Consider the following 11,657-nt stretch of genomic DNA (forward strand, 5'->3'; position numbering starts at 1 on the left):
AAAACCCGACCTTGCCGCTGCCGGCAACGCGCTCGACGCCTCGACCAAGCCGCCATCTTGGTTGAGCAAGCACGCCAAAGCCGAATGGCGCCGCGTGATGCCAGAGCTCGCCAAGCGCCGAATCCTCACGCCGGCTGATCTTGGCTGCCTGGAGAGCTACTGTATCGCGATCGGCCGCATCCGCGAGCTGGAGATCCTCCTACGCGCCGGCATCGATCCCAAGCTTTGTCGAATGCAAGACAAGGCGATGGTCACGGCCCGCCAGCTCGCGGCCGAACTTGGCTTGACGCCCGTGTCCCGTTCCCGGCCGGCCGTGCGGGAAAATGACGACCAGGATGATGATGAAAACCCCTTCAACATCGTCTGATACCTATCCGCACTGGATTTTCGACGATTCGCCCATTACCGACCCGTTCGGCTATGGCGAGCGCGCGGTCGAATTCCTCCGGCGCCTGAAGCATCCCAAGTCGACGTTGCCCCGGAAGCAATTCCAGCTCGACCCGTGGCAGGAACGTATCGTGCGCGCGATCTACGGGCCGCGCGACGACGCCGGCAACCGGATCGTCTCAACCGTTGTGATCCTGGTCCCGCGCGGCAACCGCAAGACCAGCCTGTCCGCTGCACTGGCGCTGTTGCACACCATCGGCCCTGAGCGTGTTTCGGGGGGCGAGGTCATTTTCGCGGCGTGCGATCGTGGGCAGGCTGGCATCGCCTTCAAGGAGGCGAGCAGCATTGTAAAGGCCGATCCCAAGCATTTGGTCCCGGTGACCAAGGTCTATGACGCCTTCAACAGTGCGAAAAAGATCGCCTATCCCCGCGACGGGACCGAATTGGAAGTCATCTCAGCGGACGCACCGAGTAAGGAAGGCCGGACGCCTGCATTTGTGCTGGCGGACGAACTCCACGTCTGGCGCGGTGCGGACCTCTGGAAGGTGCTCACCAATGGCCTCGACAAGACCGACAACAAATTGCTTGTGGTCGCGACGACGGCTGGTCGTGGGCAGGACAACATCGCTCATGAAGTGATAGAGCGCGCGCGGAAGATTGCGCGCGGCGAAATCATCGACCCGACCTGCCTGCCGGTGCTCTTTGAGTCGCCGGCCGACGTAGACTATGCCAGCGAGGACGCATGGCGCCGCGTCAATCCCGGTAGTGTCCATGGTTATCCGTCCGTCAAAGGCTACCGGGACCACGTCACGCGCGCAAAGGATAGCCCGACCGAGCGCGATAGCCTGTTGCAATACAAGCTGAACGTCTGGCTCGACCATTCGACATCGCCCTTTGTGGACATGGCGACCTATGACAAGGGCGCCGCGCCGATCGACTACGAGGCCTTGCGCGGGGCGCCGTGCTGGATTGGCGTCGACATGAGCAAGACGACCGACCTTTCGTCCGTGGTTGCCTGCTTCCGGGATGGCGACACTTACACCGTGTTGCCGCACTTCTTTTGCCCTGAGGCCGATATTCGCAAGCGGGGCGACCTGGACGGGGTGAACTACGCCTCATGGGCCAAGGATGGCTTCATTACAGCTACACCCGGCAACGTCATCGATAACGCCGCCGTCGCGGACTACATCCGATCACTGGCGGAGCGTTTCCAGGTCCAGGAGATCGGCTTTGACGTGGCGTTCGCCCAAGGCGTCATGGCTCCCCTGGTCGACGAAGGTTACCCGGTCGTCACTATTCGCCAAGGCTGGGTGACGCAATCGCCGGCCCTCAACGTGCTGGAGCGCGCGATCATCAGCGGCAACTTCCGCCATGGGGGCCATCCCGTGTTGCGGTGGAACTTCGCCAATGTCGCAATCCACAAGGACGCGAACGACAACCGGATCATTCACAAGAGCAAGTCGACCGATCGCATTGACGGCGCGGCGGCGACTTGGATGGCCGTGTCGCGCGCGGCGGCCGGCGAAAGCACGCGCTCGCTTTACGATCTCCCCAACGCTGTTGAACTTCTTTCGTGGTGACGCATGGCCGATAACGACGATCTCGACGCATACCTTGAGGCGTTGCGGGACAAGATCACCGAGCAATTGGGCGACGTTCTGCGCGAGCAGGCCTTCCGCCTTTCCGATGCACAGCGCGCCGCGTTGCGATCACTTGAGCAATCGCCCGAGACCGGCGCGCTCGAAGCGTCCTGCACCGTGGCCCAGGGCGAGAGCGAACTTGAATACCTAGTGCAGGCCGGCGGTGACATGACGACGAAGGAAGTCCGCGAGGGCAGCGGCGAGCCCTATGACTACGCGCTCGGCTTTGAATTCGGGACAAGCCACCAGCCCGCGCGCTCATTCTTCTACTCCACCTACAACGCCATGCGCGACGACATGCAGCAGGCGATCGACGAAGCTGTAAACGAGGTTCTAAATGACTGACACTTCCCGCGAGATCACCTGGGCCGGCGGCACCAATAAATTCGACCTGGGGCATCCCTGGGTCCGGCGCGTCATGAGCTATCGAGGCCCGGCGCCCGCTGCCCAGATGGCGCGGTTGGAAGCGGGCACCTACAGCGCAGAGGAAATTGAGCGCCTGATCGAACTAGGTTTGATCGGCGGGGGCATGCCCGAGCGCGACGTTGACCCGCTGCTCGATGCGCATGTGCGCGGGAAGCCTCTGGCGCCAAACGTCATGCTTGCGAGCGCCGTTCTGTCCGCGCTGTTTGTGGGTGCTGACAATGGCTAGTCTCACGATCCCAGTTAGGCTCAACCTCGACCAGTTGAAGGAACAGCTGCGGCAAACGTCGTCGCTCACCGCCAACGCCACGCGCCAGATTGCGAAGCAGTTCCTCGACATGAATAAGGATCTCGCCAAAGACGCGATCTTTGCGACGATGGCGCGCGGCGCCGTTGATCTCGCCGGCAAGGTCGCGCTCGCGGTTGGCGCCTACAAGCTCATGACGGCGGCGATCAGCGGCGCCTGCGAGCAGATGCAACAGATGATCGATATCGCCGACAAGGCCCAAAGCCTTGGCGTCTCGCCCGCATTCTTGCAGGCGTTTTCCAGCGAAGCACGCAAGCTCAAGGTTGAGGCCGGCGAGCTCGAATCTGCCCTGGACCAGGCCTTCCAGGCGACTAAGGACCGCTCGCCGATCGACATCGGCGAATGGAGCGTCGGCGAGGAAAAGATCACCGCCGTTGAGAAGGCCTTGCGCGTCTACAATGAGACGCTCGCGAAGGATGCCGGCCAACAACTTCACGGTTTGGTCCTGTTCCGGGATGCTCAGACCCAGGAGGACAAGATCAAGGCAGTGCTCGCGGCCATGATCCAGCTCGACAAGATCGGGCAGCATGCCGCCAGCCTGGATCTTGGCGAACGCATGTTCGGTGCCCAGATCGTCGACCGCATGCGGCAGGGCAAGACGTCCGCAGAAAGCATGCTGGCGACAATCAAAGAGGCCAACGCCAATTCAGACGGCATCTTCAGCAACGCCTTGGTTGAGCGCGCAAAGGAAGTCGACGACCAGCTCAAGCTTGCGCACCAACGGCTCTCGACGGCGCTGAAGCCGTCCTGGGATGACCTCGCCAGCGTCATGATGGATATCAAGAGCGCCTGGGCCGACGTGATCGGCTACATCGCCAAGGCCGTAGAGCTGTCTAACAAGCTCCCGCGCATCCCCGGCATGCCTGCCAGCTCGACTGACCTGGAGGCCAAGCGGGACGCGCTGGCCCAGGTTCAGGCCCGATTGAACGGGACCGGTAGCGGTCTCTTTGGCAGCGTCAATCTTCCGCCTTTGTCGATCCCCGGCATCGGGCAGGTTTACGCCGGCACGACGGCGGACCTGGAGGCCCATCGCGACCGGCTGCAAAAGGAAATTGCGGCACTGACAGCCGGTCAGGATCAGTCTGGCCCGACCGCGCCCAGCCAGACGCGCGGCACCGGCCCGGCGCCGACCAAGATCAGCACCGGTAGCACCGTCGACAAGCTCGGCTCAGCCGCCGACGGCATCGAAAAGCGCATCGCAGCGTTGCAGGCAGAGGCAGCCGCTCTCGACCTGTCTACCGCCGCACGCGAGCGCGCCAAGGTAGCGGCACAGCTTGAGACCGTGGCGAAACAAGCGAACGCAGCGGCTGGCCTGGGCGAGAACGTCGTCACGAAGGAACAGCGCGCGCGGATCGAGGAAGTCACCGACGCTTACGGCAAGGCCACCGAGGCGATCGAAAAGGCGACCGTCGCTCAGTCGATCCGGCGCGGCGGGCAGACGGCTTTGCTAGATCCCCAGGACGTGCAGATTGCCGAACAGCTGAGGGGCCTCTATCCGGAGGTGGGAGCGGCCCTGAACTCTGTTGAGGCGTCGGCCATGCGGACCAATGAGGCCATGCGGTCGATCGGCAGCACCATGAGCAGCAGTCTGACGACCGGCCTCGCGGACATTCTAGACGGCACCAAGAGCGTGTCGGCGGGCTTTGCCGATATGGCAAGGTCGATCGTCCGCGCGCTGGAAGAGGCCATGATCAAAATGCTGATCGTGCAGCCGATCATGCGGACCCTATCCGGCGGCCTTGGCTTTGCCGACGGCGGACTGGTCGGCGGCGGCGCGCCGGTCGCCAAGGCGGACGGCGGCTACATCAGCGGACCAGGGACCGGAACGTCCGACAGCATCCCGGCGCGGCTCAGCAACGGCGAATTCGTGGTGCGCGCCTCCGCTGTGGCGAAGCACCGCGCCGTGCTGGAAGCCATCAACGGCGACCGCATTCCCAGATTCGCCGATGGCGGGCTGGTCGGCAACGCCGGGAGCAGCGGGGCACCGATGATCGCCCCGTCGAACGTGATCGCGCCATCCATCTCGGTCACCGTGCAGGGCACCCCCGGCATGTCGGACCAGGACCACCAGCGCACCGGGGAGAACATCGCTCGGTCGCTGGAGCATCACGTTCGCACCATGATCGCCCAGGAGCTACGGACCCAAATGCGGCCCGGCGGCGTGCTGCGCTGACAAACCCGGCGAAGGTCCGTTCGCAAACGCTATAGAGCACCCGAAAAACGAAAACCCCCGCCGGCGAGCGAGGGTTTTCAAAGGAGTGTCCAGTTAGTCGGAGTCACCACTGACCGGACGGTCCAGACCGAAGGTTCCAAGGCCCATGTCTGAACGATCTAATTATAGCACTTCACCTCAGGTTCTCGCAGTCGATTTCAAAGAAAGTTTGAACGCGACGAACGCGCCCATCCACGAAGTCGTCAGGACCTTCATTCCCGACTACGCCGCTATGATCCGCGAGCACGATGCGGAGAAGAAAAAGCGGCGTGCGCGCAACCGGCAGCGGCGGCACCGCGCGCGACCGCGCGAAACGAGTATCGCCAAGCTTGCGAGCACACTTCGCAAAGCGACAGACAAGCCGCGCGGCAACAAACAGCTCGAGCAATTCCGGCATCGTGTGGGGGAGCTTGCGAGCTTCCGCTTTCTCTCTCGGATCATCATTGCGCGGCACGGCCCCATGTCCGACGCCAATCTCGCACGGCATCTTGGCGACGGCTTCACTCGAAAGAAGGCGTGGCAGTTGCGCCAAATCGTTGCTGACCTCGAAGCTGAAGGCGGGCCGTGGCACTCGATCTAGCCTGCAATTTCGGAATTTCGGCCGTAACGCTCGTAGAAAAGCGCAGTGACTTGAAGGGCTTGCAACGGCAGGGTGGAACGCAATTTTAGGGAGGGTGGAACAGATTCAAAGCGTTCTGTTCCACCCTGTTTTCACAAACCCTATAAAACAAGGGGTTTTCGAAAACTCGACCTGTCACGCTTGCTAGAAGTGGTTAGTATTTTGGTTGTTTAGGATAGTGGGGAGCGTTAGCTCCCCTATTCTTAGGAAGCGTGACAGCGAAACTCGCGGTCTCCCTCGCTCCGCTCGGTCGCTTCGCTCCCGGGGGCTGCCGCCCCCGAGCCCCCGCCGGCCTGCGGCCGGCTCTTGAACTTATCTCCGGAGATGGGACGCTTCCGGCTAGGAGAACCTTCCGGTCTTGACGGGACTGCCTCCGGCCATGCTCCGCCGCCTCCGGCGGCTCACCATGGGCCACCGGCCTGACAGAGGGGGCGCGTCGCCGGCCCCAGGAGGCCGGCGCGTCGCCGGCCCCAGGAGGCGCGAGCAGTGACAACTTCTGATCTGGTGTGGCGGTCGTGCCCTTTACAAAGTTTTCGGTAGGACTACCGTTGTCTCGACTCATCCGCTGGTGACGGTCCGATCAGTTGCCTGACGAACCGTCACCGCGCGGGTGCGCTCCAGAGGGGCCAGGGACCGGATTTATCCGTTGCCAGCGGCCGGTTTCCTGTCCCCTCAGTGCAGCGCTCGCTGACGAATCAGCGTGCATCACACCGCAATCATCAAACACCCGGGCGCCTTCACGACGCAACGCGCAATCCAGGCACTCGTTGGGTTACGAACATGCACTTGCCCGTTATTTGGGCAGCTTTTGCCTGCTATGTGCTAACTTTCAGAAAATGTTGCTTTAGCGACACATCCGGGCGTTACCGGAGAAAGTGCCTCAACGAAGCTCAGTCGGCAGTAGGAGCTGGCGATCTGAAGGTTGGTAAGGGGAGGCTGATGCAGAAATAAATCTTGCCGCGCTAAGTCGCTGTCCCGCCTCGATCCGGAATATCAGCAGTTACTTAATTTTCTGAATTTCAGAAGGCGGCCATCTTGCCGGCGACTCGCAAATCGCGCATCTCGATTCCCGTGCATCACCACATAAGGCTGACAAATGACCGCCGACCTGGGAACGTTCATTCCGACCTCCACCTACAACGATCTCATCGTAGCGCTGACTGAGATCGACCGCCGCAATCCCTTCAGCGAGGGCAGCCGAGCCGCCCGCGAATGGCGCGAAAACGAGATCAAGCTTGTCCTCGGCATGATTGGTGACATTTGGCCCCTGGAGATCCGCGGCGACCTGATCATTGATGCGCTCGAAGGTGGACAATCTGTCGCACTAAAAAATCCGCGAGATCCCATATCGCCCTGACTACAGGCTCAACGCGAAAGGCACTCACAGTCGGGACCGTTCGCTCCTCCATGTTCGATACCAGCCGGCGCACCCCGCCGGCTGGTTTCTTCTCAGGGGACCATTCCGACTGATGACATGGAGAGTAATGAGATGCCTACCGTAGTGCTTCCCGAGGTCACCATTGTTAATGCCGCGGAGCGCGTCGTCGCCATCGGTCTAAAAGTATGGGACCAAGAATGCAAAGTAATGATCGAAAGCGACGACGCCGTGCGCTTCGCCGAACGTGTCCGAGGCCTACGGAAGCGATCGATGGCGCGGCTAACTTATTTGGACACCCACGATGACGACGTGAAGGCTTATGTCGAGGTTAAGCACTCGAGCAGCGGTTACATCTTTTGCGTCGACCTTATCCGCGCTGAGATCGCGGGCGACGAGGTGATTGGGGACAAAGCGCAGCGATCAATGCTTCTCTCTGATGAGCAGATGTTCGAGTTCCTCGCTGATCTCGAATTCGCCGGAGGAGTAACGGCGTCGTCGGTATCGACCGCAAGCTTCAATGCCAAGACGACCAAGCCATTGCGTGCCGCGACTGCGTCGGACCTATCGGAAACGCTCAAACAAACGGTGGAATTGTTCCGCAGCAACTGATCTCCAGCCCTTGCCCAAAATCGTCCCTCGCGCTTAGATTGCGCGGGGGATTTTTCATGCGACAGATTTCTATACTGTTGACCGCGCTGTTTCTCAGCGCCTGCTCTGAGGGCTACGGCCGCTACGAGCCTCCAGTGGTCGATTCCTACGGCAGGAAGCCTGAACAGCTCGCCAAAGACCAGCACGAGTGCATTGAGGCAAAGCGAGCCCACGGCTTCGTCGGTGACGCCCGTATGATCACCGACTGCATGGAGCAGCGCGGTTACACGATCCTGACTCCGAAGGGATAGGGCTTCTCGCCGGCTGCGCGGCCCGCACGCCCTACGTGGAGCCGCCTGTGGTCGATATGACCGGCGTCGACCAGAACCGCTACAACAACGACCTCTCTGCCTGCACCAACGAGAAGATCGCGGCGAACGCCACGACCATGTGGACCAACGACATAATCTCGGTCTGCATGGAGCGGAAAGGCTACAGGGTCCTCGCGCACAAGGGCTGATCCTGGTCGCTTGCTCAAGATCGTTCATCTCGCTTAGATTGCGCGGGGATTTTATATGGAGGGGCAACGATGAAGCAAAAGTGGCGTGGATTGCCGCCCGGCGAACCCGAGCCGACTATCTGGCCTTTCGTTGTGTTCGTTTTCGGCATTCCCGTTCTTGCTGTGGTCAGCGGCTATTTCCTCACTACGATCTTTTTTGGTGTCGCAATCGGCCTTGTAGCTCTGGTCATTTACAAGAGAGAAAAGACGGCCGTGGAGGTAGCAGGGGCATTGATAGGCGCCGCCGCTCTGGCGTCCATCGGAGGTTTGTTCATTATGCCGTGGGGGTCGAACGACCACGGGTCCGCGCGGCAAGACACTGCCTATTCATGCCAACCCGAGCACTATGACCGAGACAATTGCGAAGCCCAGCGCGGTGGCATCAAAGCGTTGGGTCAATTTGTGAACGAGTTCAATTCGAATCAGGAGTTTAGAAGCGACATCAAGCGTCGGCTTGATCGCTGAGATTCACGCCATCATCGCATAGCTTATCGCCTCGATCATCGCTGTGCGATCCCGCAGCGGCCCTTCCGGCAGCACGCCATAGCGTCCGGTCGTGCTCGCCTTCGTGTGCCCCAACAGAACGCCATGCTGCTCATCCAGGTAACCGGCGGCGCGAAAGGCGTCCGCGACGTTGTGTCGGAAGCTATGGAAGTTGACGCGCCTGTCCACCTTCACACCGACGGCTTTGAAGTAGCCATTGAAGAATTTCGAGGCCTCGCCGAAATAGCCGCGCTTGTCGCGCTCCGCTTCTGGAAACAATCGCTGCTCACCACGCGCTGCCAAGCTGGCGTGATAATCGATGAAGCCCAGCTCGATTAGCTTGGAGTGCACCGGCACCACGCGCTTTGAACCCTCCGTCTTCGTTGACTTCTCATCATCGCCTAAATCGCTGATGTGAAAGACCCAAGTGCCATGAAGTTCATAAATGTCGGACGTCAACAATTGGCACAGCTCCCCAAGGCGTGCGCCCGAATAGATCGCGATCAGCGGAATCCAGTAGCGCCAATCCCTGATCGCCGCATTGCCCGCCTTGTGCTCAGCACCATCGCCCAGGCATGTGGCGAACAGAGGTGAATTGAAGATCGTCTTGAGCTGATCGGCGGTGAACGGGAATCGGTTCTTGCGGCGCTTGTCGATCGACAGATACATTCCGCTCATCACGTCGTCGTCGATGTATTCGTTTTGCAGTAGCCATCGCGCGAAGCTGCCGAGCGCCGCGAGATATTTGTTGATCGACTTCTGGCTGATCGTCGGCTTTTTGACCGTCTCGTTAGCCTCGATCACCTTGCGAAACGACATGCCCTCGAATGCCTTGCTGTCCGCCGCCTTTACCGGCCAGCGCGCCAGCTCTTGTTTCCAGTTGCGAACAGCTTTGCGCGTGATCACCGAGACGTGGGAGGCCTCGCCGACGAACTCGGCAAAGAGCTTCACAATCTTGCGGTTCTGATCCCAGGTGTCCGGCCGCGCGTCTCCGATCCGCTCAGTTTTGAACTTGTCGTAAAGCTCCATCAACGTTTCGCCCGGCGCGGCAACCCGCTTGCCCTGCGTGAGATCGGCCGGCACGACGATCGGATCGGACGGGACGCCGGCCCAGTTGCCGGCATCGCGTTCGGCCGCGCGCTCCAAGACCTGGATCTGTGCGCGCTGCAACCGTTGGCAAAGATCACGATAGGCGGGCGAGCCCTTGGCGATCAGCAGCCGCTCGCTCTGGATCACATCATCGGCCTTCCATTGGATCAGGGCCGTCTCGCCGGTCGCGAGGTGCTTCCGTAGCTCGGCAAGTTGGATAGCACGCCGGTCGCGGTCCAGCTTCGCCGCATCCTTCATGACGATCAGGTCGATGGTGGCGTTGAGTTGCACCATGGGGTCGGAAGACCAGGGCACGCGGCCCGCCTCGATATCGCTCGCGAGCTTGTCCTTTGCTTCCTGGATCGTCGCATCGGTCGGCAGCGCCGCGCGCGCCCGGCCATCCAGGTCCAGCTCGGTCTCGTAATGCGACCAAACGGCGGCTTGGAGATCGGCGGGGGAGGGCTCCCGGCGCTGCTCCATGTCTGCGAAGCGCGCACGGAATGAAGCGATCACGGGTGCCGCCCTGTCGCGCGCCAACCGGGGGTCGCTCGTCTTTAGCGACTGCCAAATCTCTTTGCGCTTGAGGACCGGCTGGAGCTTCAGGGGCACGCCAACGCGGACGTAGTAGGACGTGCGACCAGGACGCTTTTGGATGTTCGTGGCGATCGACATTCGAGTCCTCGTAACCGTGATTCGTAACCACTACTCGTAACCACTCAGCGTGAAAAGCTGTTTTGAATCATGGCTTTGTTGAAATCGTTGAATTTTTGCTGGGAGTCCTGAGGGTCCAGGTTCCCCAGCCAGCTCCCGGCACTTTCCAAGATGAAGTTCCAGGTCCCCCAAGCAGGACGACACGTTGATCGGCCGCGTCGCCGCTCGCGACGCTTTGCCTCATCTCGCATTTCGCATTTCCGGGTCGGATCTCCACGCGCAGTATCGTCCTTGGGCCGTGCAACCCAAGGAGATCCCTGATGCCCTATGTCGATGGTTTCGTTCTCGCCGTGCCGAAGGACAAGATCGAGGCCTACAAGGCGATGGCGGCGACCGCCTGCGCCATCTGGATGGAGCACGGCGCGCTCGATTATGTCGAATGCATCGGCGACGATGTTCCCTATGGCGAGCTCACCTCGTTTCCGCGCGCAGTGATGGCGAAGGAGGACGAGGTCGTGGTGTTCGCCTGGATCGTCTACCGCGACCGGGAGAGCCGCGATGCCATCAACAAGAAGGTGATGGCGGATCCCCGGCTGAAAATGGAAGGCATGCCGTTCGATGGCAAGCGCATGATCTACGGCGGCTTCACGACGTTGCTGCGGGCGAGCGACATCGCGAGCTGACGAATTCCATTACTTGATCTTGTCGTAGGCGGAAGCGAAATCGCCCAGCGGTATCGGGATCGCGATCGTCTCCTTGGCCATGTTCTGGAAGGAGACCTTCAGCTGCTTGCCCGACCGCAAGGCGGCGAGCAGGTCCGGCGTGACCGGGTCGAGGCGTAGCAGCCGCGGTTCTCGCAGGTCTGGATCTGGAGATCGACCGTCCTGCCTTCGTCGACCTGGAGCTTGGCACCGATGGGAAGGTTCAGGCCAAGCGGCAACTGCAGCAGCGCCACCGGCGTGCGGGTGTCGGGCGCGATGCGGATGTTGATCAGGAGGACGGTCTGGCCGGTCTTGGTCAGCACCGCGTTCTGCTCCATCGCGCATTCGAGCGGCGCATCGCGGCCGGCGCTGGTGCAGCGGACGATCCAGCCGGACTGCCCGGGAGTGCCGTCCGCCTGTGATTGCGTCGGGGCAGGCGCTAGCTGTGTGGCCGGGGCAGGGGGCGCGGTGTTCCTCTTGGCGCCTTGCTGGGCATGCGCAGCGCCAATTGACAACAAGACAGCTGCGGCAAGGGCGACAAGTCTGGATTGCATGAGCATGGCGAAACTGCGCTGGCGTGAAACGGGCGGCTCGCTGTAGCGTCGCTGAAGCCGCAGCGC

Annotated in this window: 13 protein-coding genes and 1 pseudogene; 12 read left to right on the plus strand and 2 right to left on the minus strand. The window is 61.3% G+C overall.

Translation table 11 applies throughout. The features are described from left to right. Positions 1-61 precede the first annotated feature (61 nt). From EHH60_RS07080 to EHH60_RS07125, 11 genes are all read left to right on the plus strand, one after another. Positions 62-367 carry a P27 family phage terminase small subunit gene (locus EHH60_RS07080; protein ID WP_245454427.1) on the plus strand — a complete coding sequence of 102 codons (306 nt, stop codon included), beginning with the start codon at positions 62-64 and terminating at the stop codon, positions 365-367. Further along, entirely contained in the window at positions 342-1,967 is a 1,626-nt protein-coding gene (locus EHH60_RS07085; RefSeq protein ID WP_124159067.1) for a terminase large subunit, read from the plus strand. Before EHH60_RS07080 ends, EHH60_RS07085 begins: the two co-directional genes overlap by 26 nt. Before the next feature lie 3 nt (positions 1,968-1,970). Continuing rightward, positions 1,971-2,372 (plus strand): HK97-gp10 family putative phage morphogenesis protein, encoded by a 402-nt coding sequence (locus EHH60_RS07090; RefSeq protein ID WP_124158740.1) that lies wholly within the window; start codon positions 1,971-1,973, stop codon positions 2,370-2,372. Continuing rightward, the gene (locus EHH60_RS07095; protein ID WP_124158741.1) at positions 2,365-2,679 is read left to right on the plus strand and encodes a gene transfer agent family protein; all 315 of its coding nucleotides are present in this window, start codon (positions 2,365-2,367) and stop codon (positions 2,677-2,679) included. The genes EHH60_RS07090 and EHH60_RS07095 overlap by 8 nt, the downstream gene beginning before the upstream one ends. Continuing rightward, a complete protein-coding gene (locus EHH60_RS07100; protein ID WP_124158742.1) occupies positions 2,672-4,930 on the plus strand; it encodes a phage tail tape measure protein in 2,259 nt (752 codons plus the stop codon). The genes EHH60_RS07095 and EHH60_RS07100 overlap by 8 nt, the downstream gene beginning before the upstream one ends. A gap of 145 nt (positions 4,931-5,075) precedes the next feature. Continuing rightward, positions 5,076-5,549, plus strand: a complete 474-nt coding sequence (locus tag EHH60_RS07105) for a hypothetical protein (protein WP_124158743.1) — start codon at positions 5,076-5,078, stop codon at positions 5,547-5,549. Positions 5,550-6,684: 1,135 nt separating this feature from the next. Continuing rightward, positions 6,685-6,945 (plus strand): hypothetical protein, encoded by a 261-nt coding sequence (locus EHH60_RS07110; protein ID WP_124158744.1) that lies wholly within the window; start codon positions 6,685-6,687, stop codon positions 6,943-6,945. A gap of 132 nt (positions 6,946-7,077) precedes the next feature. After that, positions 7,078-7,575, plus strand: coding sequence for a hypothetical protein (locus tag EHH60_RS07115; protein ID WP_124158745.1), 498 nt, complete (start codon positions 7,078-7,080; stop codon positions 7,573-7,575). A 56-nt stretch (positions 7,576-7,631) separates the two neighbouring features. After that, on the plus strand, positions 7,632-7,865 hold the full coding sequence (locus EHH60_RS07120) for a hypothetical protein (RefSeq protein WP_124158746.1): 234 nt from the start codon (positions 7,632-7,634) through the stop codon (positions 7,863-7,865). Positions 7,866-7,912: 47 nt separating this feature from the next. Beyond that, positions 7,913-8,074, plus strand: a complete 162-nt coding sequence (locus tag EHH60_RS37080) for a hypothetical protein (RefSeq protein WP_158626721.1) — start codon at positions 7,913-7,915, stop codon at positions 8,072-8,074. A gap of 69 nt (positions 8,075-8,143) precedes the next feature. Further along, positions 8,144-8,578, plus strand: a complete 435-nt coding sequence (locus EHH60_RS07125) for a hypothetical protein (protein WP_124158747.1) — start codon at positions 8,144-8,146, stop codon at positions 8,576-8,578. A 3-nt stretch (positions 8,579-8,581) separates the two neighbouring features. Here the strand turns inward: EHH60_RS07125 and EHH60_RS07130 are convergent, their stop codons facing one another. Then, positions 8,582-10,357: a site-specific integrase gene (locus EHH60_RS07130; RefSeq protein ID WP_124158748.1), complete on the minus strand. Its 1,776-nt coding sequence runs from the start codon at positions 10,355-10,357 to the stop codon at positions 8,582-8,584. Positions 10,358-10,656: 299 nt separating this feature from the next. Here EHH60_RS07130 and EHH60_RS07135 point away from each other — a divergent pair, with 299 nt between their 5' ends. Further along, entirely contained in the window at positions 10,657-11,019 is a 363-nt protein-coding gene (locus tag EHH60_RS07135) for a DUF1428 domain-containing protein (RefSeq protein ID WP_199751332.1), read from the plus strand. 9 nt (positions 11,020-11,028) lie between these two features. Here the strand turns inward: EHH60_RS07135 and EHH60_RS07140 are convergent. Beyond that, positions 11,029-11,597, minus strand: a pseudogene (locus tag EHH60_RS07140) (invasion associated locus B family protein). Positions 11,598-11,657 lie beyond the last annotated feature (60 nt).

Origin of the sequence: Bradyrhizobium sp. RP6 (assembly GCF_003837805.1) — a bacterium.
Classification (GTDB): Bacteria; Pseudomonadota; Alphaproteobacteria; order Rhizobiales; family Xanthobacteraceae; genus Bradyrhizobium.

Excerpts from the sequence above, each read along its gene's own strand:
- EHH60_RS07115 (WP_124158745.1), top strand. The coding sequence starts at position 7,078 with ATGCCTACCGTAGTGCTTCCCGAGGTCACCATTGTTAATGCCGCGGAG.
- EHH60_RS07130 (WP_124158748.1), bottom strand. The coding sequence starts at position 10,357 with ATGTCGATCGCCACGAACATCCAAAAGCGTCCTGGTCGCACGTCCTAC.
- EHH60_RS07135 (WP_199751332.1), top strand. The coding sequence starts at position 10,657 with ATGCCCTATGTCGATGGTTTCGTTCTCGCCGTGCCGAAGGACAAGATC.
- EHH60_RS07120 (WP_124158746.1), top strand. The coding sequence starts at position 7,632 with ATGCGACAGATTTCTATACTGTTGACCGCGCTGTTTCTCAGCGCCTGC.
- EHH60_RS07085 (WP_124159067.1), top strand. The coding sequence starts at position 342 with ATGAAAACCCCTTCAACATCGTCTGATACCTATCCGCACTGGATTTTC.
- EHH60_RS07125 (WP_124158747.1), top strand. The coding sequence starts at position 8,144 with ATGAAGCAAAAGTGGCGTGGATTGCCGCCCGGCGAACCCGAGCCGACT.
- EHH60_RS07110 (WP_124158744.1), top strand. The coding sequence starts at position 6,685 with ATGACCGCCGACCTGGGAACGTTCATTCCGACCTCCACCTACAACGAT.
- EHH60_RS07105 (WP_124158743.1), top strand. The coding sequence starts at position 5,076 with ATGTCTGAACGATCTAATTATAGCACTTCACCTCAGGTTCTCGCAGTC.
- EHH60_RS07100 (WP_124158742.1), top strand. The coding sequence starts at position 2,672 with ATGGCTAGTCTCACGATCCCAGTTAGGCTCAACCTCGACCAGTTGAAG.
- EHH60_RS07095 (WP_124158741.1), top strand. The coding sequence starts at position 2,365 with ATGACTGACACTTCCCGCGAGATCACCTGGGCCGGCGGCACCAATAAA.
- EHH60_RS07090 (WP_124158740.1), top strand. The coding sequence starts at position 1,971 with ATGGCCGATAACGACGATCTCGACGCATACCTTGAGGCGTTGCGGGAC.